The organism is Promicromonospora sukumoe 327MFSha3.1 (assembly GCF_000385135.1).
In the GTDB taxonomy this organism is placed as follows: Bacteria; Actinomycetota; Actinomycetes; order Actinomycetales; family Cellulomonadaceae; genus Promicromonospora; species Promicromonospora sukumoe_B.
On sequence record NZ_ARQM01000018.1, the window covers coordinates 1 to 21,156 of the forward strand.

The 21,156-nt window shown below is 74.0% G+C and carries 21 protein-coding genes and 1 tRNA gene; 15 read left to right on the forward strand and 7 right to left on the reverse strand.

Going from position 1 to position 21,156, the window contains the following annotated elements; translation table 11 throughout:
• A partial coding sequence (locus tag H291_RS0127110; protein WP_020018174.1) for an ABC transporter ATP-binding protein occupies positions 1-980 on the forward strand: 980 nt, incomplete at its 5' end.
• Positions 981-1,106: 126 nt separating this feature from the next.
• Entirely contained in the window at positions 1,107-1,595 is a 489-nt protein-coding gene (locus tag H291_RS0127115) for a hypothetical protein (protein ID WP_020018175.1), read from the forward strand.
• A gap of 236 nt (positions 1,596-1,831) precedes the next feature.
• Here the strand turns inward: H291_RS0127115 and H291_RS0127120 are convergent.
• Positions 1,832-1,916 (reverse strand) — tRNA-Leu (locus H291_RS0127120).
• Between the two features lie 189 nt (positions 1,917-2,105).
• A complete protein-coding gene (locus tag H291_RS0127125) occupies positions 2,106-3,032 on the reverse strand; it encodes an SDR family NAD(P)-dependent oxidoreductase (protein WP_020018176.1) in 927 nt (308 codons plus the stop codon).
• Between the two features lie 103 nt (positions 3,033-3,135).
• Here H291_RS0127125 and H291_RS0127130 point away from each other — a divergent pair, with 103 nt between their 5' ends.
• Positions 3,136-3,993: a helix-turn-helix transcriptional regulator gene (locus H291_RS0127130; protein WP_020018177.1), complete on the forward strand. Its 858-nt coding sequence runs from the start codon at positions 3,136-3,138 to the stop codon at positions 3,991-3,993.
• Between the two features lie 19 nt (positions 3,994-4,012).
• Here H291_RS0127130 and H291_RS0127135 read toward each other — a convergent pair whose 3' ends face one another.
• Complete coding sequence (locus H291_RS0127135) at positions 4,013-4,807, reverse strand: DUF427 domain-containing protein (RefSeq protein ID WP_020018178.1); 795 nt, start codon at positions 4,805-4,807, stop codon at positions 4,013-4,015.
• Between the two features lie 99 nt (positions 4,808-4,906).
• On the opposite strand from H291_RS0127135, the gene H291_RS0127140 reads away from it, so the two are divergent.
• The 4 genes from H291_RS0127140 to recQ all read left to right on the forward strand — a co-directional run bounded on the left by H291_RS0127140 (position 4,907) and on the right by recQ (position 9,063).
• Positions 4,907-5,371 (forward strand): hypothetical protein, encoded by a 465-nt coding sequence (locus H291_RS0127140; RefSeq protein ID WP_020018179.1) that lies wholly within the window; start codon positions 4,907-4,909, stop codon positions 5,369-5,371.
• Between the two features lie 44 nt (positions 5,372-5,415).
• Entirely contained in the window at positions 5,416-5,862 is a 447-nt protein-coding gene (locus H291_RS0127145) for a hypothetical protein (protein ID WP_020018180.1), read from the forward strand.
• 89 nt (positions 5,863-5,951) lie between these two features.
• On the forward strand, positions 5,952-7,115 hold the full coding sequence (locus H291_RS0127150) for an aminotransferase class I/II-fold pyridoxal phosphate-dependent enzyme (RefSeq protein WP_020018181.1): 1,164 nt from the start codon (positions 5,952-5,954) through the stop codon (positions 7,113-7,115).
• A gap of 64 nt (positions 7,116-7,179) precedes the next feature.
• Complete coding sequence (gene recQ / locus H291_RS0127155) at positions 7,180-9,063, forward strand: DNA helicase RecQ (RefSeq protein WP_020018182.1); 1,884 nt, start codon at positions 7,180-7,182, stop codon at positions 9,061-9,063.
• Positions 9,064-9,085: 22 nt separating this feature from the next.
• Here the strand turns inward: recQ and dinB are convergent, their stop codons facing one another.
• Positions 9,086-10,336 carry a DNA polymerase IV gene (gene dinB / locus H291_RS0127160; RefSeq protein WP_020018183.1) on the reverse strand — a complete coding sequence of 417 codons (1,251 nt, stop codon included), beginning with the start codon at positions 10,334-10,336 and terminating at the stop codon, positions 9,086-9,088.
• Between the two features lie 79 nt (positions 10,337-10,415).
• Positions 10,416-11,243: a GNAT family N-acetyltransferase gene (locus H291_RS0127165; protein ID WP_020018184.1), complete on the reverse strand. Its 828-nt coding sequence runs from the start codon at positions 11,241-11,243 to the stop codon at positions 10,416-10,418.
• A 69-nt stretch (positions 11,244-11,312) separates the two neighbouring features.
• Between H291_RS0127165 and H291_RS0127170 the strand changes: the two genes are divergently transcribed.
• From H291_RS0127170 to H291_RS0127190, 5 genes are all read left to right on the forward strand, one after another.
• Positions 11,313-11,975 (forward strand): GntR family transcriptional regulator, encoded by a 663-nt coding sequence (locus tag H291_RS0127170; RefSeq protein ID WP_026366184.1) that lies wholly within the window; start codon positions 11,313-11,315, stop codon positions 11,973-11,975.
• Positions 11,976-12,122: 147 nt separating this feature from the next.
• Positions 12,123-13,502 (forward strand): MFS transporter, encoded by a 1,380-nt coding sequence (locus H291_RS31855; protein WP_084468483.1) that lies wholly within the window; start codon positions 12,123-12,125, stop codon positions 13,500-13,502.
• Entirely contained in the window at positions 13,499-14,407 is a 909-nt protein-coding gene (locus tag H291_RS0127180) for a dihydrodipicolinate synthase family protein (RefSeq protein ID WP_020018187.1), read from the forward strand. The genes H291_RS31855 and H291_RS0127180 overlap by 4 nt, the downstream gene beginning before the upstream one ends.
• A complete protein-coding gene (locus H291_RS0127185; protein ID WP_020018188.1) occupies positions 14,404-15,552 on the forward strand; it encodes a mandelate racemase/muconate lactonizing enzyme family protein in 1,149 nt (382 codons plus the stop codon). The genes H291_RS0127180 and H291_RS0127185 overlap by 4 nt, the downstream gene beginning before the upstream one ends.
• Positions 15,543-17,069 carry an aldehyde dehydrogenase family protein gene (locus H291_RS0127190; RefSeq protein WP_033328218.1) on the forward strand — a complete coding sequence of 509 codons (1,527 nt, stop codon included), beginning with the start codon at positions 15,543-15,545 and terminating at the stop codon, positions 17,067-17,069. The genes H291_RS0127185 and H291_RS0127190 overlap by 10 nt, the downstream gene beginning before the upstream one ends.
• 506 nt (positions 17,070-17,575) lie before the next feature.
• Here H291_RS0127190 and H291_RS34720 read toward each other — a convergent pair.
• Complete coding sequence (locus tag H291_RS34720; protein WP_020018190.1) at positions 17,576-18,022, reverse strand: hypothetical protein; 447 nt, start codon at positions 18,020-18,022, stop codon at positions 17,576-17,578.
• On the opposite strand from H291_RS34720, the gene H291_RS0127200 reads away from it, so the two are divergent.
• The 3 genes from H291_RS0127200 (at position 18,006) to H291_RS0127210 (ending at position 20,153) form a co-directional block, all read left to right on the forward strand.
• Positions 18,006-18,953 (forward strand): hypothetical protein, encoded by a 948-nt coding sequence (locus H291_RS0127200; protein WP_157237392.1) that lies wholly within the window; start codon positions 18,006-18,008, stop codon positions 18,951-18,953. The genes H291_RS34720 and H291_RS0127200 overlap by 17 nt on opposite strands.
• A 126-nt stretch (positions 18,954-19,079) precedes the next feature.
• Positions 19,080-19,382 (forward strand): hypothetical protein, encoded by a 303-nt coding sequence (locus H291_RS0127205; RefSeq protein WP_020018192.1) that lies wholly within the window; start codon positions 19,080-19,082, stop codon positions 19,380-19,382.
• A 141-nt stretch (positions 19,383-19,523) separates the two neighbouring features.
• Positions 19,524-20,153, forward strand: a complete 630-nt coding sequence (locus H291_RS0127210) for a hypothetical protein (RefSeq protein ID WP_020018193.1) — start codon at positions 19,524-19,526, stop codon at positions 20,151-20,153.
• 4 nt (positions 20,154-20,157) lie between these two features.
• Here the strand turns inward: H291_RS0127210 and H291_RS31860 are convergent, their stop codons facing one another.
• Positions 20,158-21,141: a bacteriocin fulvocin C-related protein gene (locus H291_RS31860; RefSeq protein ID WP_020018194.1), complete on the reverse strand. Its 984-nt coding sequence runs from the start codon at positions 21,139-21,141 to the stop codon at positions 20,158-20,160.
• Positions 21,142-21,156: the final 15 nt, after the last annotated feature.

A 21,156-nucleotide genomic window follows, 5' to 3' on the forward strand; every position in this document is an offset into this window, starting at 1 on the left:
CCCTGCGCATGCTCGCGGGTCTCGAGGACGTCAACGGCGGGCACATCTTCATCGGTGACCGGGACGTCACCGACGTGCAGCCCAAGGACCGCGACATCGCGATGGTGTTCCAGAACTACGCGCTGTACCCGCACATGTCGGTGGCGGACAACATGGGCTTCGCCCTGAAGATCGCGGGCACCCCGAAGGCGGAGATCCGCCAGCGGGTCGAGGAGGCCGCGAAGATCCTCGACCTCACCGAGTACCTCGACCGCAAGCCGAAGGCCCTCTCGGGTGGCCAGCGTCAGCGTGTCGCCATGGGCCGCGCCATCGTGCGTCAGCCGCAGGTGTTCCTCATGGACGAGCCGCTGTCGAACCTCGACGCCAAGCTCCGCGTCCAGACCCGTACCCAGATCGCGTCGCTGCAGCGCCGCCTGGGCGTCACCACGGTCTACGTGACCCACGACCAGACCGAGGCCCTCACCATGGGCGACCGCATCGCGGTCCTCAACGGTGGCATCCTGCAGCAGGTCGGCACCCCGCGTGAGATGTACGACCGCCCGAGCAACGTCTTCGTCGCCGGCTTCATCGGCTCCCCGGCCATGAACATCGGTACGTTCGACGTCAAGGAGGGCAACGTCAAGGTCGGTTCGGCCAGCGTCCCCCTGGAGCGCTCGATCGCCTCCACCATCAGCGAGGCCGACGGCGGCAAGGTCACCCTGGGCTTCCGCCCCGAGGCCCTCGACGTCGTCCCGTCCGGCACCTCCGGCTCGTTCGAGGTCGAGGTCAACCTGGTCGAGGAGCTCGGCTCCGACGCCTTCGTCTACGGCTCGCTCAAGGGCGACGCCGCCGACGTCGACCTCTCCGCCGGCGACACCAACCAGGTCATCGTGCGCATCGACCCGCGCGGTGTGCCGGACAAGGGTGACGTCATCTCCGTCGCCATCCAGGCCGGCCACTCGCACGTGTTCTCCGCGACCACGGGTGAGCGCCTCGGCTGAACCGACGCCTGACAACAGGCCCGGGTGAGGCATCGCGACTGTTCTACGAAGGATCCCGACGTGTTCTACACGAGGCCGTGCAGCGGTGACGCCCGACGTCCCGACCAGGACCGAGCATGGCTCCCCATGGCTGCTGCCGAGCAGCTCTACGAAAGTCGTGGCGCCATGGAGGTAGTCGATGCCGCTGACGTCGATGCCGCCGGGACGCCCCGGCCACGTTGGACGATCGAGTTCTCGGGATGCGACGCCCGGGTCCGATTCCTCGATCGACACGGGGCGGTCTGGCGCCAGGTCGACTACCGCACGATCGACGGTCGTCTCTGGCGTCAGCGCGTCTCTGACTACACCTACCCCGATGGCTCAAGGCTGTGGGAGCCCTCCGAGCTCATGTCCGAAGTGGAGTCCGTGGTCCACCCTGACGGCACCGGATCTCTGACGATCCTCGACAAGACCAAGTGCAAGCCCGGGACCTGGCTCGTCAGCCAGTTCTCAGCCAGAGCCTCCGAGGCCTATTGGGTCGATCGGCCGGAGTTCGGAGGCTGGGCTGCGCTCACCCACCCTGGCCGGTCGGCCCATGAGGTGGCCGGCACAGAGGCCGCCGCCAGCGCTCGGTGACAGTTGCTGGCCCGAGGCCAGGATCGCTCGCTGTCCTGAAACCGCGCCAGGCTCTCGACAAAGACGACCCAAATACTGCAGCAGCCCGGACCAGGGCTCGAGGCCCGACGCCGTTAGGCTCACGCAGCCTTGTGCGAGCACGTGGTCGAACTTGCGCTCGACCCCCACCAGTACAAAAAACGGACCCACCATCAGGTGGGCCCGCTCCCGTAGACGGCTGTGCCGCCCCATTTGTGTGTCCGGAGGGGGACTTGAACCCCCACGTCCGATAAAGGACACTAGCACCTCAAGCTAGCGCGTCTGCCATTCCGCCACCCGGACAGGTGACCCGTTCTCGGCGTTTCCGCCTTCCCGGTGCGTGGAAAAACATAGCACGCAGAACGGGTCGGGTCCGAATCGAAAAGCGTGTGACCTGGACCGCTCTCTCAGCCGGCCGCCCGGACGACGCCCGGACCCCGGCGACCGCGGCCCCGGCCAGGCCCGGCGACCGGCCCCACCAGGCGCTTCGCGTCAGCCCAGGAGCTGCTCCGTCACCGCCCAGAGCCGCGCCTCACGGTCCCGGTCGTGCGCGAACGGTTCCACCTCGCGCTCCTTGGTCTTGACCACGAAGGCGCCGTCGCGCAGGTGCGCCCACCGGTCGTCCAGCGCCACGGCCGCGAGCAGCGGGCCCGACCGCTCCGGCGTCGAGACGCCAGGGATGCGGCCGACGACGCGTCCGATGCGCTGCATCGCGGGACCGTGCTCCCGGGACAGCCCGCTGCCCGGCATGAAGCCCGGCTCGAAGACCGACACCGCGACGCCGTCGGGCAGCCGGCGCTGGAGCTCGTGGGCGTAGTACAGGATCGCGAGCTTCGAGTTCGAGTAGGCGATCCCGGCGTCCTTGGTGCCGGACGGCGAACCGGCCGGCGTCGGGCGCACGAGGTCCAGCGGGTCGCGCCAGACGGCCGGCGGTACGCCGAGCAGGCGACGCGGGGTGTTCAGGTAGTAGGTGTTGGAGCCGAGCAGCACGATCCGGGCCGGCGCCGCGAGCGCCCCGGCCAGGTCGCGCACGAGCTGGGCGTGCGCGAGGTGGTTGATCGCGAAGGTGAGCTCGTGCCCGTCCGCGGAGGCCGCGTGGGTGTCGGCCACGGACACCCCGGCGTTGCCGATGATCGCGCGCAGCGGCCGGACGGCGCCGTCGTCCAGCAGGCGCCGGGCCTCCTTCGCGGCCGCGCGGACGTCGGCGAGGCTGCCCAGGTCTGCGCCGACGGCGTGAGCGGTGGCGCCCTCCGCCCTGGCCTGCGCGGTGATCGCGTCCAGGCGGGGTCCGGGGCGGCCGACCAGGAGCAGGTCGGGCCGGCGTTCGGGGCTGCGGCGGGCCATGGCCAGGACGGCGGAGCGGCCGAGGCCGCCGGTCGGTCCGGTGATGAGCACGGTTCCGGTGTCTGAGGTCGTCATACGGCCATCGTGGGGCGCCCTTGGCGGCCGGAGGCAGTCGTCGCCCTGTCGTAGGACTGGCAGGGCCACCACAAGCCCCGCGGCCGGGGCGCAGACTGGGGTCATGGAGCTCGGACCGGCGATACGACACTGGCGCGACCGGGTCTCCCCCGCCTCGGCGGGGGTACCCGTCGGTGCCCGACGGCGCGCCACGGGGTTACGGCGTGAGGAGCTGGCCCAGCTCGCCGGCATCTCGGTCGACTACCTGACGCGCCTGGAGCAGGGGCGGGCCACGGCGCCGTCGGACCAGGTGGTGGAGGCGCTCGCGCGGGGGCTCCGACTGAGCGACCCCGAGCGGGAGCTGCTGTTCCGCCTCGCGGGGCTGACGGCGCCGGGGCGTGGCATGGTCCCCGGGCGCATCCCGGCGAGCGTGCAGCGGCTGCTCGACCGGTTCGACGGGCACCCCGCGGTGGTCTACGACGCGATGTGGAACCTGGTGACGGCCAACGCCGCCTACGACGCCCTGATGGGCCGGACCACGGCGTGGCAGGGACTGGAACGCAACGCCGTCTGGCGGCACCTGCTCGGGCCCGCCTCCCGCGTGGTGCACACCGAGCAGGAGGAGGCCGAGCTGGTGGCGGGCCTGGTCGCCGACCTGCGGCTGACGGCCACGCGGTACCCGGCGGACCCGCGCCTGCGTCGGCTGGTGTCGGAGCTGCGCGCGCAGAGTGCCGAGTTCACGCGGCTGTGGGAGGCGATCGACGTGAGCCCGCAGGAGTCACCGACGCGGCTGAAGGTGGTGGACCACCCCGAGGTGGGGCGCATCCGCACCGACTGCGACACCCTCGTGGTGGCCGGTGACGACCTGCGGATCATGGTCTACACCTGCGAGCCCGGCACGCAGGACGCCGAACGGCTCGCCCTGGCCATCGTGCTGGGCACCCAGGCGATGGACGAGGTCGGTCCCCCGGCACGCGGGTGAGCGCGAGGCCGCCGGTGCGCTACGCCGGGTCCCCGTCGACGTAGACCTCCAGATCCGCGTTCCTCTCCGGCCAGAAGCAGACCATGCCGGCGACCCGCAGCCCCTCGCGCAGCGGGGTGTCGTAACCCCAGACGACGTCGCGCAGCACCTTGCCGCCGGCGGCGACGCTCCAGTACGCGGCCGTGCCCTTGTAGGCGCAGTAGCTCACGGTCTCGGTCGGCCGCAGCAGGTCCATCCGCACGTCGACCCGGGGCAGGTAGTACCTGGGCGGCTGCCCGGTCTGGACCAGGACGACGGGGCGGCGCGACTCGGCGACGACCTCGCCGCCCACCACGACGCGCACGTGCCGGGCGGACGGCATCGCGTCGACCCGGACGTACGGGTCGCGCGCGTGCGTGTGGATCACCTCCTCCTCGGCGAGCCAGGTGTCCAGGGCCGCCCAGTCGAGCGTCACCGCGTCGCGCAGGGCCTCGACGGGCGCCTCCGGGTAGCGCCGGGCGGCGCCCGGCAGCACGGTGTCACCCATGACGACGTCGAACAGCTCGCAGACGCCGAGGCTGCGCGACCTCGGTCCCGGACCCGCCGGGCGCAGGCCGGCCCACAGGGCGTCGGGCGCGAAGAAGTACTGGGGGTAGAAGCTGTGCTCCCAGGCCAGCAACGGCGGGTCGGCGTCGGCCACCAGCACGCCCGCGCTGTAGGCCCGGATCCGCACCGACCCGGCCTCGACCGTCCCCGGCGCCGTGACCGCCCGGTGCCCGGCCGCCGCAGGCGCCGCCAGGGCGCCCGTGCTCTCCCGCTCCGCGATGTCGCTCATCTCGTCCGTCCCTCTCGTCGTTCGTCCTCTCGTCCCTCTGACCGGCCGGGACGGCGATCCGTGACGACGAGTGTCAGTGGTCGGGTGTTCCCTTGTCCCATGGACGGACCAAAGGACGAACCCACGGGCGTCCCGGGCACGGCGCGAAAGACGCGGACGACGCCGACCCGGTTCGCGATCGACGCGGTCACCGCGCTGCGGCTGGTGCGCGAGGACCCGGGCGCCGGGGCGCACGTGCCGCTGGTCGCGCCGGTGGTGCTGCGCAGCCACGCCATGTCGATGCTCTACCACGACGCGGCCGCCGGCCTGCTGGACGACCGGGCGGCGCGACGGCTGCTCGACCGGCTCGCCACGCTCAAGATCCGCCTGCTGGGCGACCGGGTCTCGCGCGCGACCGCGTGGAAGGTCGCGCGCCAGCTCGGCTGGGAGGACACCGCCCAGGCCGAGTACCTCGCGGTGGCCACCCTGCAGGCCGACGTCCTGGTCGCCGGGGACCACCACATCGCGGAGGCCGCGGCCGGGCTGGTGCCGCTGGCCACGTACGACGACCTGCGGCGGGCCTGACCCCGTCTGCCCTGACCTGGGACGCGGTACGCCACACTTCTCGCGTGACGACCCGCAGCTTCGAGCTCACCACCACCGTCCCGGTCGGCCCGCGCGCGGCGATCGACTTCCTGGCCGACCTCACGCGGCACCGCGGCCTGCACCCCTACCTGGTGTCCGCCGAGATCGTCGCGAGCGGCACGGGCCCCGACGCGCCCTGGCAGGACTGGCGGGTCGTCGAGCGGCCCCGGCTCGGCCCGCTGCGCTACACCCTGCGCTTCCCGGCCCGCGTGGAGCGGTCGGCGGACGACGTCATGACGTCGTCGGTCCGCGCCGCACCGGGCTGCACGCTGCGCACGGTGACCCGGGCGACCTCGGCCCCCGACGGCGCCGTGCTGACCGAGACCACCGAGGTCACCGCGCCCTGGCCCGTGGCCGGGTACATGACCCGGCAGGCCCGCACGGCCCACGAGCGCACGTTCGCGCTGCTGCCGGCCGAGCTGGGGCGCTGACCACCCCGCCGCGCGATGTCGCGCACCGCGGTTCGGGGGCATCATGAGGAGCACAGGGGGCCGCCGGATTCTCGCGGGAGGAGCACGGCATGTCCCTGTCCCAGAGGGCTCGCGCGGCGCAGGAGGCGATCGAGCCCGTCACGTCGTTCTTCCTGTCGCTGCGGGCGCTGGACGGCCAGCCCGGCGTCGTGGACCTGACGTTCGGCGACCCGCACGAGATGCCCCTGCCCGGGCTCGTCGACGCGCTGCGGGCCAACGTGGAGCCGCGGACCGAGGACTGGTTCGCCTACAAGACGAGCCTCGCGCCGGCGCGCGAGACGATCGCGGCCGGCCTGGACGCGGAGCTGGGCGTGCCGTTCGCGCCGGAGGACATCGCGATGACGCAGGGCGCGTTCGGCGCCATCGCGGTCGCGTTCCGGCTGGTGGCCGACGCCGGCGAGGAGGTGGTGATCCCCGAGCCCGGCTGGTTCTACGCCCCGATGCTCCGGGCCGCCGACCTGGTGCCGGTCCGGGCGCCGCTGGCGGCGGGCAGCTTCGACCTGGACGTCGAGGCGGTCGCGCGGGCGATCACGCCGCGCACGCGCGTCGTCGTCGTGAACTCGCCCGCCAACCCGACCGGCCGGGTGTACGGCCGGGACCGGCTGGACGAGCTCGCCACGGTACTGGAGGCGGCGTCGGCGCGCACGGGCCGCCGCATCTGGCTGCTGTCGGACGAGCCGTACCGCCGGATCCGGTTCGACGGGATCGGCTTCACGAGCCCCGCCGAGTGCTACCCGTGGACCCTGGTGGACTACAGCTACGGCAAGGTCCTGCTCGCGCCGGGCCAGCGGCTCGGCTACCTCGCGCTGTCGCCGCGGATCCCCGTGGCCGATCGCGCCGAGCTGCGCGCGGCCCTGGTGCCGCTGCAGATGGGCCTGGGCTGGGGCTTCCCCGACGCGGTGATGCAGTACTCGGTGCCGGCCCTGGAGAAGGTGTCGATCGACGTGCCCGAGCTCGCACGGCGGCGGGACCTGATGGTGGGCGCGTTGGGCGCGGCCGGATACGACCTGACCGTCCCCGAGGGCACGTTCTACCTGTGGAGCGTGGCGCCCGGCGGCGACGCCGTGGCGTTCGCGGGGGCGCTCGCCGAGCGCGGCGTGTACGTGCTGCCGGGCACGGTGTTCGACCGCCCGGGGCACTTCCGGATCAGCCTGACCGCCACCGGGGACATGCTGGAGCGCGCGCTGCCGGCGCTGCGCGAGCTCGCCGGCTAGCGGTCCGGCCCCCGGGGCGGCGCGGGCGTCGCGGGTGTCGGTGTCGGCTGGCACACTGGCCGCCATGACTCACCCGGACACCGCCGCACCCGAGCTCGACGGGAGCGCCTCCGCGCTCGACCTGGCGCCGACGCCGCTCGACGTGCTGCGCGACGTGTTCGGCTACGACTCGTTCCGCGGCGACCAGCAGGACATCATCGAGACGGTCGCGGGCGGGAACGACGCCCTGGTGCTGATGCCGACGGGCGGCGGCAAGTCGCTGTGCTACCAGATCCCGGCGCTGGTGCGGCAGGGCACGGGCGTGGTCATCTCGCCGCTGATCGCCCTCATGCAGGACCAGGTGGACGCCCTGGAGGCCCTCGGGGTGCGCGCCGGGTTCCTCAACTCCACGCAGGACGCCGACCAGCGCCGACAGGTCGAACAGGCCTACCGCTCGGGCGAGCTGGACCTGCTGTACCTGGCCCCGGAGCGGCTGGGCGTCGAGTCCACGGCGCGGCTGCTCGACCAGGGCACGATCGCGCTGTTCGCCATCGACGAGGCGCACTGCGTGTCCCAGTGGGGGCACGACTTCCGGCCCGACTACCTGCGCCTCGGCGCGCTGGCCGAGCGCTGGCCCGGGGTGCCGCGCATCGCGCTGACCGCGACGGCCACCCAGCACACCCGCGAGGAGATCGCGGAGCGCCTGGGCCTGGTCCAGGCGCGGCACTTCGTGGCGAGCTTCGACCGGCCCAACATCACCTACCGGGTGGCCCCCAAGGACAGCCCGTTCAAGCAGCTGCTGAACCTGCTGCGCACGGAGCACGAGGGCGACGCCGGGATCGTGTACTGCCTGTCGCGCGCGTCGGTCGAGAAGACCGCGCAGCAGCTCACCGAGCAGGGCATCCGCGCCCTGCCGTACCACGCGGGCCTGCCCGCCCAGGTGCGCGCGGCCAACCAGGCCACCTTCCTGCGGGAGGACGGCGTGGTCATGGTCGCGACCATCGCGTTCGGCATGGGCATCGACAAGCCCGACGTCCGGTTCGTGGCGCACCTCGACCTGCCCAAGTCCGTCGAGGGCTACTACCAGGAGACCGGCCGCGCGGGGCGCGACGGCCTGCCGTCCACGGCATGGCTCGCCTACGGCCTGGCCGACGTCGTGCAGCAGCGCAAGATGATCGCCGAGTCCGAGGGCGACCTGGCGCACCGGCGCCGGCTCTCGTCCCACCTCGACGCGATGCTGGCCCTGTGCGAGACCGTCGAGTGCCGCCGCGCGCAGCTCCTGCGCTACTTCGGGCAGGAGCACCCGGGCGCCTGCGGCGCGTGCGACACCTGCCAGAACCCGCCGGAGGCCTGGGACGGCACGGTCGCCGCCCAGAAGCTCCTGTCCGCGGTGTTCCGGCTGGACCGCGAGCGCAACCAGCGGTTCGGCGTCGGGCACGTGGTGGACATCCTGCGGGGCAAGGCCACGCCCAAGATCACGCAGTGGAGCCACGACGAGCTCACCGTGTTCGGCGTGGGCGAGGACCTGTCGGACGGCGAGTGGCGGTCCGTGGCGCGCCAGCTCCTGGCGCAGGGCCTGCTGGAGGTCGACTCGAACCACGGCACGCTGCTGCTCACCGAGGACAGCGGCGAGGTGCTGGGCCGGCGCCGCGAGGTGCGGATGCGGCGCGACCCGGCCCCGGCGGCGGGCGCCCGGCGCCAGGCCCGGCCCGGGGGCGCCAAGGCGGAGGCCGTGGCGCTGTCCGACGCCGACCAGGAGGTCTTCGAGCGGCTGCGCGCCTGGCGGGCGGCCGCCGCGAAGGAGCAGGGTGTGCCCGCCTACGTGGTCTTCCACGACGCGACGCTGCGCACGGTGGCGACCGAGCGGCCGGGCGACCTGGACGCGCTGAGCGGGATCAGCGGGGTCGGGCAGGCCAAGCTGGAGCGCTACGGCGAGGGCATCCTAGGGGCGCTGCACTCCCCCGAGTGACCCGCCCCGTGGCCGGCCGGGCTCAGAGGTCGTGCTCGGCCAGCTCGCGGAACTCGTCGGGCACGGCGCCGCCGCGGCGCAGCACCACGGGCAGGTAGCCGACGGCGCCGCCGCCGAACCGGGTGCGGATCGCGTCCATCGACTCGTCCACGGCGCTGCGCGCGGCGCCCGGCGCGGAGCCGGGACGCCACGGGTCCGGCGGCTGGAGGTCGAGCTCGAGCTGGACCGCCGACTGGTCCGCGATGTTCGAGACGGAGACGCCGAGCAGCGTGATCTCGCACGGCGCGGCGTCGTCGATCGCGGACCAGGCCAGACGCACCGCGACCTCGGTGAGGGTGAGCGTCGCGGACATCGGCACCGGCAGCGTGAGGGACCGCGTGGCCCGCTGCATGCCCGCGAACCGCACCGCGACAGTGACGGTGCGGCCCGCGCGGCCCTTGGCCCGCAACCGGCGCGAGACCCGGTCGGACAGGTGCGCCAGGACCGCCCGGACGTCGTCGGGCTCGGGCCGGCGTCGGCTCAGGGCCGACTGCGCGCCCACGGAGCGGGCGCGGCGGCTGGTGACGACCTTGCGCGGGTCCTCGTCCTGCGCCATGGCACTGAGCTTGTGCCCGACGGCGTGCCCGAGGATGTGCTCGACCGCGGACGACGGGGTGCGCGCCAGCTCGCCGATCGTCCGGATGCCGAGGTCGGCCAGGCGCTGCTCGTTGACGGGGCCCACGCCCCAGATCAGGCTGACCGGCAGCGGGTCGAGGAACGCCCGTTCGGCGCCGGGGTCGACGACGACCAGGCCGTCCGGCTTGGCCACCTGGGACGCGATCTTCGCCAGGTGCTTGGTCCGCGCGGCGCCGACCGAGATGGGCAGCCCCACCTCGGCCCGCACGCGCTCGCGGATCAGCGCCCCGATCGCCGCGGGCGGGCCGAACAGGTGCGTCGCGCCGGACACGTCGAGGAACGCCTCGTCGATCGAGATCCGTTCGACGGTCGGCGTGACGTCACCGAGGACGGCCATCACGGCGTCGGCCAGCCGCTGGTACTCCCCGAAGTGACCCCGGACGAACACGAGGTCGGGGCAGAGCCGGGCCGCCCGCCAGCCGGGCATCCCGCCCTGCACCCCGTGGGCCTTGGCCTCGTACGAGGCCGCGAGCACCACTCCCCCGCGCGGCCCGCCGCCGACGGCGATCGGCCGGCCGCGCAGGGCGGGGTCCAGCAGCTGCTCGACCGACGCGTAGAACGCGTCCAGGTCGGCGTGCAGGATGGTGGCGCCGGACATGCCACCATCTTACTCGAACATGTGTTCTACTCTTTCGCTCGTGGCGCCGACCGGTGCCACAGCTCTCCCACCAGCCGGTTCAATCCGCGCGGGAGAACAGGTGCCGGCTCCCGATCACCGTGTAGCCGAGGCGCCCGTAGAGCACCTGCGGCCAGTCGTCGGCCGCCGCGAGCAGGAACCGGGTCGCGCAGCCGGCCTCGTGGGCGCGGCGGGTCGCGTCGCCGAGCAGCGCCTGCGCGTAGCCGCGGTTGCGGTGGGCCTCGTCGGTCAGGACGTCCTCGATCTGCGCCAGGCCGACGGCCGGGTCGAGGTAGAGATCGGCGCGGGCGACGACCTCGGCGCCGTCCCGCACCGCCAGGAACACGACGCCGTCGGCGGCACCCGTCCGCGCCCGACGCCGACCCACGAGCTGCTCCACCGCCTCCGGCGACGCGTCCGGGAGCGCCCCGCGCCACCCGTCGCGTTCCATGTCGGCCAGGTCGTCGGCCGTGACCGGCTCGACCACGACCGGCCGGCGAAGCTCGCCCGCGGTCCCGCTTCCGCGCTCCACCATGATCAGCTCGACGTCGTGTGTGTACCCCGCCCGCCGGAACGGCTCGGCGAAGGTGGCGCCGACCTCGTCGTCGTCCACGACCACGAGGCGGTGGCTCAGACCCGCACCGCCCAGGACGTCGTCTGCGAGCCGGAGCGCCTCCGGCGCCTCGACCCCATCCCTGAAGCACAGCTTGTTGTGGTCGTGGGACGCCGCGGACCGGGGGCTGAGCACCGCGAACCCGCCCGGGAGCTCGACGACCCGCTGCGCCTGCCGCCGCTCGAAGCCGCGCAGGAAGTCGCGCACCCGGTCCAGCAGGTCGCCGTCCGCCGCGGGTCCGGGCAGCACGCGGTCGGTCGTGTCGTCGAGGTCCATGCCCCGAGAGTTCCAGGTCGGGCCGGCGGAACCCAGCGATTTCCCGACCACTCCCGGCCGTCATATATGATGTACGACGTGCCGACGACGCCTCCCATCCCCACCGCTCTGCCCTCCCGGACGGAGCACGCCCTCGCGACCATCAAGGAGGGCATCCTCAGCGGCCGGCTCGCCGCCGGTCAGGCGCTCGTCGAAGCGGAGCTCGCGCAGGAGCTGGCGATGTCCAAGACGCCGGTCCGCGAGGCGCTCAAGACCCTGGAGATGAGCGGGCTCGTCGTGGTGCGCCCCTACGTCGGCGTGCGCGTGCGCGAGCTGACGCAGGCGGACGCCGTCGCCATCTACGAGACCCGGCTGCTGCTGGAGCCCGAGGCGACCCGGCGCAGCGTGCTGCGCGGTATGGACACCGCCGGGGCGCGGGCGGCGCTGGAGCGCGCGGCCGAGGTCACGGAGCCGGCGCAGCGCAGCCTCGCCAACCGGGCCTTCCACGCGGCGCTCTGGGGCGCGGCGGACAACACGATCCTGACCGGCATGCTGGAGGGCCTGCGGGACCAGACGGCGCTGGCCGCCGTCACCACGTGGGCCAAGGAGCCGAGCTGGCGGGACGAGGCGCGCGAGCACGAGCAGATCCTTGCCGCTGCCGAGGCCGGCGACGCCGACCTCGCCGCGGACCTGACCCGCCGGCACATCGCCGGCTTCCTCGACCGGCTCCACCAGGGAGGTGCGACCGCCTGACCCGCAGGACCCGAGCAAGACAGGACCCGACCAGATCAGGGTCCCAGCAGACGAGGTGCAGCCCGTTCACCGCCAAGTTCCCGGGCCGCACCTCTGGAACGAGTGCTCCATGGCGGAGCACGCACGTCACTCGATGAAGGAGCAACGATGCTCAATAGTACAAAGCAGCCCGTGGCTGTCGCGGCCCGTGCGCGGCGCAGCCAGATGCGCTGGACGATCGTCGCGTTCTCGGCGCTCGGCCTGACCATCGCCTACCTCGACCGCGCCGCCCTCAGCGTCGCGCTGCCGTTCATCTCGGAGGACTTCCACATCAGCCCGGCCGTCCAGGGCGTGCTGCTGTCGTCGTTCTTCTGGACATACGCCCTGTTCCAGGTGCCGTCGGGCTGGCTCCTGGACAAGTTCGGGCCGCGCGTCATCTACCCGATCGCCGTCGGCTGGTGGTCGGTCTGGACGGCGCTGACCGCGTTCGCGACGGGCGTCACGAGCCTGATCGTCTTCCGGCTCGGCCTCGGTATCGGTGAGGCGCCGGTGCAGCCGGCGAACATCAAGGTGGTCTCCACCTGGTTCCCGCGCCGGGAGCGGGCCTTCGCCTCCAGCCTGTTCGACATGGGCCAGCAGATCGGCTCGGCCCTCTCGATCCCGATCGTCACGTCGATCGCGGTCTTCGCGGGCTGGCGCTGGACGTTCGTGGTGATCGGCGCCGTCGGCCTGCTCTGGATCCTGGGCTGGCTCGCCATCTACCGCGCCCCGCAGAACCACAAGCGCGTCAACGCCGCCGAGCTCGAGCACATCCGCTCCGACCAGGCCGAGATGGTGCGGCACAGCGGCGAGGAGGTGCGCTGGAGCACGCTGCTGCGCGACAACCAGACCTGGGCGCTGATGCTCGGCTACGTCTTCCGCTCGCTCGCCGGCGCGTTCTTCCTGACCTGGTACCCCAGCTACCTGCTCAACGAGCGCGGGTTCACCGAGGCCGAGTTCGGCATGGTCGGTGCGCTGCCCGCCGTGATCGGCATCGGGTCCACGGTGCTGGGCGGCATCGTCTCGGACCGCATGCTCGCGAGCGGCCTGTCCCCGAACGTGGCGCGCAAGGTGCCGATCATCTCGGGCCTCGTGCTCAGCGCGTGCATCGGGTTCAGCCCGTTCGTGGAGAGCAACGTGGTGCTCATGGTGGTCCTCACGGTCTCCAGCGCCGCGCACTCCTTCGCGGGCGCCGCGATCCTCAGCCTCCCCGCCGAGGTCTCCCCCAGCCCCGACCGCGTCGGCTCGCTGGCCGGCTTCCAGAACTTCGGCTCGCAGCTCGGCAACCTGATCAGCCCGATCGCCATCGGCCTGGCCCTGACGGCGTCGAACGGCTCCTACCTGTGGCCGCTCGTCTTCGCCGCGATCAGCTGCCTGGTCAGCGCCGCCATCTACGGCCTCTGGGTGCGCATCAAGCCCGTCGAGCAGCAGGACGGCCGGCCCGACGCCGACCCGCAGGACCCCGCCAGATCCCCGCGGACCGGCACCCCTCAGAACGGAGAATCATGACCGGGTACCACGACATCGTCGAACGCCTCCGGACGGTCGTCGGCATCCCCGTCGTCCCCTACGCGCCCGACGGCGCCGTCGACCTCGCCCTGACCGGGCGGCTCGCCGGCCGCCTCGTCGACGCCGGGCTCGGCGCGATCACGCCCAACGGCAACACCGGCGAGTTCTACGCCCTGACGCCGCGGGAGCGGGCCGACGTCGCCCGCACGGTCACCGACGCGGCGGGCGACCGGGCCGTCGTCGTCGTCGGCGTGGGGCTGGACCCGGCCACCGCGCAGGCCGAGGCGCGCGCGGCCGCCGAGCTGGGCGCGCACGCCGTCATGGTGCACCAGCCGGTGCTGCCGTACATGTCGCGGCAGGGCTGGGTCGAGTACACGGCCGCCGTCGCCCACGCCGCGCCCGGCCTCGCCGTGCTGCCCTACGTGAGCTCCCCCGTCATCCGGGGCACGGACATCGCGGCGCTCGCGCAGGCCGCGGACAACGTGGTGGGCATCAAGTACTCCGTGCCGGACCCCGTCGCGTTCGCCGAGACGGTGCAGGACACCGACGCCGACCTGCTGTGGATCGCCGGGCTGGCCGAGTCCTACGCGCCGTCGGCGTGGCAGGCGGGCGCACGTGCGTTCACGTCGGGCCTGGTCAACGTGGCGCCCGACGTCTCGTTCGGCCTCCTGGACGCCCTGCGGCAGGACGACGCCGCCCGCGCGTCCGCGGTATGGCGCCGCATCCGGGAGTTCGAGCAGCTCCGGGCCCGGGACCGGTCGGCCGACAACGTGTCGGTGGTCAAGGAGGCCATGCACCAGATGGGCCTGTGCGACCGCTCCGTGCGGCCGCCCAGCACGGTCCTGGGCGAGCCCGACCGCGCCGCGATCACGCGCATCCTCGACGACTGGAAGGCCTCGGCATGACCACCGGAACGAAGATCGCCCGGCTGACCACCTACCTCCAGCGCGTGGGCAACCGCCCGCGCGTGCTGCTGCGGATCACCACCGACGGCGGCATCGACGGCTGGGCCGAGATCTACAACCACGGCCCGGACCTGGCCTACCCCGCGATCATCGAGTACCTCGCCGACCAGATAGCGGGCATCGACGCCACACGCGTCGCCTACGTGAACCAGCTCCTGCACCAGTCGGCGCGGTTCCCGCAGGGGGCGCTGGGCCTGGCCGCCATCGCCGCGGTGGACCACGCCCTGTGGGACATCGCGGCGAAGGCCGCCGGAGTGCCCGTGTACCAGCTCCTGGGCGGCGCCGTCCGCGACCGGGTGCGGGTCTACGCGGGCCTGTACGACGCGCCCGACGTGCCGCAGCTGGTCGAGCGCACGGCCGCGTTGCACGAGCACCACGGCGTGGACGCGTTCAAGCTCAGCCCCTACCGCCGCGACCTGCACCGGTCACGGTTCGGGCTGGTCGCCCGGGAGCTCGGCGACTGGTTCGGGCAGATCCGCGAGAGCCACCCCGAGGAGTGGGAGTTCGCGTTCGACGCCCACGGCTGCCTCTGGGAGCCGCGCCAGGCCGTGGACCTCGCGGCGGCGCTCGCGCCGAACGAGCCGCTGTTCCTCGAGGAGCCGATCCGCCCGGAGTACCTGCCCGCCTGGGGCCGGATCCGCGCCGAGATGACGGTGCCGCTCGCCACGGGCGAGTCGCTGTACTCGCCGAACGAGTTCCTGGGCCTGCTCACCGTGCAGGGCGCCGACATCGTCCAGCCCGACATCGCCGTGGTGGGCGGGCTCACCCAGATGCGCAAGATCGCGACGCTGGCCGAGGCCCACGACGTGCCCGTGGCACCCCACAACCCGCTGGGGCCGCTCGCCACCGCGGCGAACGTGCACTTCGCGGCGGCCACGTGGAACTTCTCGATCCTGGAGTACAAGCCGGACGACGTCGCCTGGTGCCACGACCCCTACGTACCGGTCGACGGCCACCTGGAGCTGCGGCCCGACCGGCCCGGCTGGGGCATCGAGATCGACGAGTCCGCGCTGGCTAAGGACGACTGGTTGCACTGGGAGCGCAAGGTGCCCGTGCGCCGGGACGGGTCGACGGCATGGATGTGACGACGAGCCCCGTGACCTCCCGGGACGCCCGGACGGGCGAGGTCCGGGAGCTGCCCGTGCGGGAGACCGCACCGGCCGCCCTCGACGACGTCGCCCGGCGCGCCGCCTCGGCGGCCGCCGAGCTGGCCGCCTGGCCCCGCGCCCGGCGTGCCGAGCTCCTGGGCGCGCTCGCCGACGCCCTGGACGCCGACCGCGACGCGCTGGTCGCCGAGGCCGACCGGGAGACGGCCCTGGGCCCCGCCCGGCTCGGCGGCGAGCTCACCCGCACGGCCTACCAGCTGCGCACGTTCGCGCGCGTGGTGCTCGACGGCGGCTACCTCGAGGCGACCATCGACCACGCGGGCGACACCCCCATGGGCCCGCGCCCCGACCTGCGCCGCATGCTGGTGCCGCTCGGGCCCGTGGCCGTGTACGCGGCGAGCAACTTCCCGTTCGCCTTCTCCGTGCTGGGCGGCGACACCGCCTCGGCGCTGGCGGCGGGCAACCCCGTCGTCGTCAAGGCCCACCCCGGGCACCCCGCGACGTCGGAGCGCGTCGCGCGGCTCGCCGAGCGCGCCGTCGCCGCGGTAGGGGCGCCCGCGGGCACGTTCGCCCTGGTCCACGGGTTCGAGGCCGGCGTCGCCCTGGTGTCGCACCCCGCGATCCGCGCGGCCGGGTTCACCGGGTCGCTCGCCGGCGGGCGCGCCCTGGCCGACGCCGCCGCCGCGCGGCCCGCGCCCATCCCGTTCTACGGCGAGCTGAGCAGCATCAACCCCGTGCTGGTCACGCCGTCCGCCGCCCGGGACAAGGCCGACGAGTACGGCGCCGGGCTCGCCGGCTCCGTGCTCCAGGGCGGCGGGCAGTTCTGCACCAAGCCGGGGCTCGTGCTGGTCCCCGCGGGGGCCGACGGCGACCGGGTGGTCTCCGCTCTCGCCGAGTCGATCGGCCGGGCGCCCGCGCTGCCCGCCCTCACGGCGGGCATGGCCTCCGCGTACGAGCAGGGCCGCACGGCCCGGGCCGACGACGCCGTCGTGCGCGCCCAGGGCGAGGCCGCCGGCCCGGGCCGCACCCGGCCGGCCCTGCTCGAGGTCGACGCCGCCGCCCTGACCGCGCGGCTCGTCGAGGAGTGCTTCGGGCCGCTCGCCGTCGTCGTGCGGTACACGGACGAGGCCGAGGCCGTGGCCGTCGTCGGGCACGTAGAGGGGTCGCTCACGGCGAGCATCCTGACCGGCGGCGCCGACGACGCCGACCTGCCCGCCGCGCGGGCGGCGCTCGCGGCGCGGGCCGGGCGGGTGCTGTACGACGGGTACCCGACCGGGGTCGCCGTCGCCTGGGCGCAGCACCACGGCGGGCCGTGGCCGTCGACCAACACGCTGCACACGTCGGTGGGCGCGACGGCGATCCGCCGGTTCCTGCGGCCGCTCGCGTGGCAGCAGGCGCCGGAGCACGCCCTGCCGCCGGAGCTGCGGGACGGTGCCGGGCTGGTGCCGGTGCGGGTCGACGGCGAGCTGGTGCTGCCGGAGGCGGCGCGGGGCTGACCGGCCCGGAGACAACAAGCGGCCCCGCGGCTGTGGAGGCCGCGGGGCCGCTCGATCCGCTGTCTCATTCGGATCCCGCCGGCGCTCTCGCGCCGGAAGTCTGCGGAGAGTCTAGCCGATTCACTCGTCCTCGCGGGGGCGGGTGAATCGGCGCGTTCACGGGGCGGCTCCGGATACGGCCACGTATCGTCGCAGGTGCCACAGCACCGGACAGCGTGGCCGAGCCCGTCCCGCGGCCTCGCCGCGGTCGGCCCGCCCCGCGCAGCCCGGTCCGTTCCCGCGGGAGGCTCCGCGGCCGGCCGCAGTCCGCCGGCCGTGCGGTGGGCTCCGTGGACCGCCCGCGTGCCTCGTGCCCGGGCGTCACGCAGGACGAAGCGAGCGGCGCTCGGCCCACCGACCCGCCACCGACCAGGTCCCACCGGCGGCGCCTCCTCGCGCGGCTGGAAGGAGATCGGGATGACCTCGAACCGCCGGAGCAGGAACCAACGGAGCAGCGGCCTGAGCTATCAGGCCTGCGCGGTGATCATCGCCGTCGCCGGGATGTGCGCCTGGGTGGCGCACGACTTCCTGGCGGGCACCACGACGCCGACGCCCGCCGCGGCGCCGGCCACCCCCGCGCAGGCGGGCGACGTGTACGTGACGGCGCCACAGGCGGCCGCGCCACCGGTCGTGCTCATGGTCGCGCCGGACGGGACGGTGTCCGCGGGAGCGGTGTCCGGTACTGCACCCGACGCAGGTACGGCGCAGAGCGCCGCGAGGCCGGGCGGCACGCCGTCGAACGGACCGGGGTCGGTCCAGCCGTCGTCGGCCCGGCCGTTGTCGGCCCGGCCGTCGTCGGCAGACAGCACAGGCAGCGTGGGCGGCACCGGCAGCGCTGGTGGCGGGTCCGCGCCGTCGCCGACGCCGGGCGCGTCCCCGTCGTCGTCGGCGCCCCGGGTGACGGGACCAGGCACGGCCGTCGTGCCGGTGGTCGTGCAGGGTCGGCGTGTCAGCTACCAGGTGCTCGCCGCGGACGGCTCGATCGTCTACGTCGGCGCCGACGGGCAGCTGGTGGCGAACACGGGCGCGGTCTCGTCGAGCGGCGTGCTGGCGCTCGGGTCCTCGGAGTCCGAGCTGCGGTCCGGACGGTCGGCGTCCGGGTCGGCCCCGGCGTCGGCCGGTGAGCCGGCGTCCGGGTGGGCCACCGAGACGCCGCGGTCCGAGTCGGGTGCGCACCAGAACGACACGTTCGGCGGCATGTTCCTGGGATCGGGTCCGGGGTCCGGGGCCGGGCGCTCGATGGCGATCAGCGGCTTCGAGGACCACTCGGTCAGCGTCGTCGGCGACGACCAGGTGGTCACCTACGACGACTCGAACGTGTTCCTGGGCCGGGACGGCCAGATCAACGCGAACACGGGCGACACCGACTCCAGCGGCCTCAACACGGTCGACGTCACGGGGTCGGTGGTCCGGTCGGGCAACTCGGGCGACGCCGAGGACGAGGAGGGCGAGGAGGACGAGGAGGACGAGGAGGAGGGCGAGCAGGCGGACGGCGACTCCGAGGAGGCCGACGAGGACGAGCCGGCCGGTCCTCCCCTGCCGTCCACCGGCCCGCCCACCGGGGCCGCGGCGTCCGGCTACGCCACGGTGACCGACGAGGGCGCGTCGTCGGCCACGGGCCCGGGCGCGGTCGTGGTCGGGGCCGACGGGTTCGACGACGTGTCGATCCGCAGCCGCGGCCAGCGCAACGTCGTCACCTACGACGACTCGAACGTCGTGATCGGGGGCTCCGGCCCCGTCAACACCCAGATCGGCGACAGCGACACCGGGGGCGCCGTCGTGATGGGCGTGCACGGCTCGGACGTGCGGGCGGGGTGCGAGGGCGACCTCTGCTACTCCGACTGACACCGGGGTCGCCCGCCGCCGCACCACGACGGCGGGCGACCCTGCCCACCGGTATGGCCGTGACCGTCCCGCGGACCTACGCTGGAGGGGTACCCCTTCCGCGACGACGACGTGGCGGTGCCACTCATGGTCTGGTCGTTCCTGACGCGCCCGAAGCCCGCGCCCGACCCGCTGGTGACCCTGCGGCTGCAGGCTCGCCTCGGGCAGCTGGCGGCCGAGCTGCGCAAGGTCGAGGAGGACCCCGGCCTGTACGCCCGCGCCCACCACTGGTTCGCGGTGCAGGGCGCGTACGACGCGCTGCTGCGCGAGGCGTGCCGCCTCGCCGAGCTGCCCACCGACGCCGACCCGCTGCGCGCGGACGAACGCTCCGCGGCCGACGAACGGCTGCGGGAGGAGCTGGAGCTCAGCTCCCGCGGCTGGTCGTGGTGAACGCTTCACCGTCCGCACCTGAGGTTCTGTTCAGACCACGAGCTCCTGCCCGCGGAATCGAGCTTGAAACGTTGCAACCTCGTGGCTCGAACACAAGCTCGGTAGTCGGCCGGCGGGAACCGCAGAGCCTAGAGTCAGGGCATGTTCCCCTGGCTAGAGATCGCCGGCTGGGTCGGCTCCGGGCTCGTCGTCCTGTCGCTGACGCAGGCGCGGGTGTTCCGCTTCCGCTGGCTCAACCTGACCGGCTCCCTGATCGCGACCACGTACAACGCGATCCTCGGGATCTGGCCGTTCTTCGCGATGAACGCCGCGATCAGCCTCATCAACATCTACTGGCTGCGCCGCCTGACCCGCGAGCGCCACGACGCCGCCGTCTACGAGGTGGTGGAGGTGGCGCCGGACGACGCGTACCTGCTGCACGTGCTGCGCACGCACGCGGCGGACATCGCGGGCTTCGCGCCGGGGTTCGTGGCGCAGCCGGAGCCGGGTGAGGCGCGGTCGGCGTTCCTGGTGCAGCGCGGCGACGAGACGGTGGGCGTGGTGGAGGTGCGCGACGCCGGGGACGGCGCGGGCGTCGTCGAGCTCGACTGGGTGTCCAAGCGGTTCCGCGACCTGACGCCGGGCGAGTTCGTGTACCGGCGCAGCGGGATCTTCGCGGCCAAGGGGTTCGACCGGGTCGTGGTGCCGCACGCCGCGCAGGGCGAGCACGCGTACCTGCGCGGCGTGGGCTTCCGCCCGGAGGGCGACACGTGGGTGCGGGAGGTCGCCTGAGGTCCTACCGGCAGACGCCGTTGCACTCGTGGACCCAGAAGGTGCCGCAGCCCGAGTCGGAGCAGGTGCACTCCGGGCAGGGGCACTCGGTGCAGCCGTAGCAGTAGTTGCTGCACCACACGCCGTAGTAGAGGTTGCACCCGCAGTCGACGGCGGCCGCGCCCTGCTCGCCGGAGCCCGAGCCCGCGCCCGAGCCGGCGCCCGGCTCGGGGCCGAGCGAGGCGAGCAGTGCGCGGCCCTCGTCGACGCCGAACGCGGCGACGGCGTCGTCGGTCAGGGTGGTGAGCTCCTGGGCGAGCGCGGTGCCGGGCCGCACCCGTCCGGTGAAGACGTCCTGGTCGCCCGCGATCCGGATGGCGCGGTCGACGACGGAGCGGCGCGCGGCGGACAGGTCGCCGTGGGCGTCGCGGTACCGCACGAGCTGCGTGGTCCACAGCTCGCTGCGCGTGGCGGCCGTGGACTCGGCATAGATGGCGCGGCGGTGGGCGACGTCGTGCGCGGCGAAGGCGGTGTAGTCCGTGGGCAGGGCGTGCCGGTTGGCCTGGACCCAGCGTTGGGCCGCGCTGGGCACCGCCGCGACGGCGGGCTGCCCGCCGCCGAGCACGAGGGCCCCGGCGCCGACGAGGGCCAGGCGCAGGAACTGCGCGCGGCCGAGCCCGTCACGCTCGGGGGCCTCCCCGCCCCGGCGCAGGGCGCCGAGGGCGCCGAGCAGGCGCAGGCTCAGGCGGGGGCCGAGCCGGGCGGCGGTGCGGGCCACCATGGCGGGCCCGGTCCAGGCGCGCACGGCGCCATCGTCGGACACCTTGATGAGGGTGGGGGCGTGCGGGGGCTCGGCACCGAACGCCTGCTCGCGCCAGGCGCGGACCTCCGGGCGTTCCAGGGGCCGGACGTCGAGGCGGCCCTCGCCGGCGCGCTCGACCTGGTCGGCCACCTGCCGGCACTGGCAGCACGAGGCGTCGAACGCGAGGATCCATGTGGTGGTGTGCACGATCAGTCCTCCATC

Coding starts and splice junctions, on each gene's coding strand:
- H291_RS0127125 (WP_020018176.1), bottom strand. CDS start 3,032: ATGACGACCTCAGACACCGGAACCGTGCTCATCACCGGACCGACCGGC.
- H291_RS0127150 (WP_020018181.1), top strand. CDS start 5,952: ATGTCCCTGTCCCAGAGGGCTCGCGCGGCGCAGGAGGCGATCGAGCCC.
- H291_RS0127190 (WP_033328218.1), top strand. CDS start 15,543: ATGGATGTGACGACGAGCCCCGTGACCTCCCGGGACGCCCGGACGGGC.
- H291_RS0127165 (WP_020018184.1), bottom strand. CDS start 11,243: ATGGACCTCGACGACACGACCGACCGCGTGCTGCCCGGACCCGCGGCG.
- recQ (WP_020018182.1), top strand. CDS start 7,180: ATGACTCACCCGGACACCGCCGCACCCGAGCTCGACGGGAGCGCCTCC.
- H291_RS0127205 (WP_020018192.1), top strand. CDS start 19,080: ATGGTCTGGTCGTTCCTGACGCGCCCGAAGCCCGCGCCCGACCCGCTG.
- H291_RS0127130 (WP_020018177.1), top strand. CDS start 3,136: ATGGAGCTCGGACCGGCGATACGACACTGGCGCGACCGGGTCTCCCCC.
- H291_RS31855 (WP_084468483.1), top strand. CDS start 12,123: ATGCTCAATAGTACAAAGCAGCCCGTGGCTGTCGCGGCCCGTGCGCGG.
- H291_RS0127180 (WP_020018187.1), top strand. CDS start 13,499: ATGACCGGGTACCACGACATCGTCGAACGCCTCCGGACGGTCGTCGGC.
- H291_RS0127210 (WP_020018193.1), top strand. CDS start 19,524: ATGTTCCCCTGGCTAGAGATCGCCGGCTGGGTCGGCTCCGGGCTCGTC.
- H291_RS0127140 (WP_020018179.1), top strand. CDS start 4,907: ATGGACGGACCAAAGGACGAACCCACGGGCGTCCCGGGCACGGCGCGA.
- H291_RS0127185 (WP_020018188.1), top strand. CDS start 14,404: ATGACCACCGGAACGAAGATCGCCCGGCTGACCACCTACCTCCAGCGC.
- H291_RS0127115 (WP_020018175.1), top strand. CDS start 1,107: ATGGCTGCTGCCGAGCAGCTCTACGAAAGTCGTGGCGCCATGGAGGTA.
- H291_RS0127135 (WP_020018178.1), bottom strand. CDS start 4,807: ATGAGCGACATCGCGGAGCGGGAGAGCACGGGCGCCCTGGCGGCGCCT.
- H291_RS0127170 (WP_026366184.1), top strand. CDS start 11,313: ATGTACGACGTGCCGACGACGCCTCCCATCCCCACCGCTCTGCCCTCC.
- dinB (WP_020018183.1), bottom strand. CDS start 10,336: ATGTCCGGCGCCACCATCCTGCACGCCGACCTGGACGCGTTCTACGCG.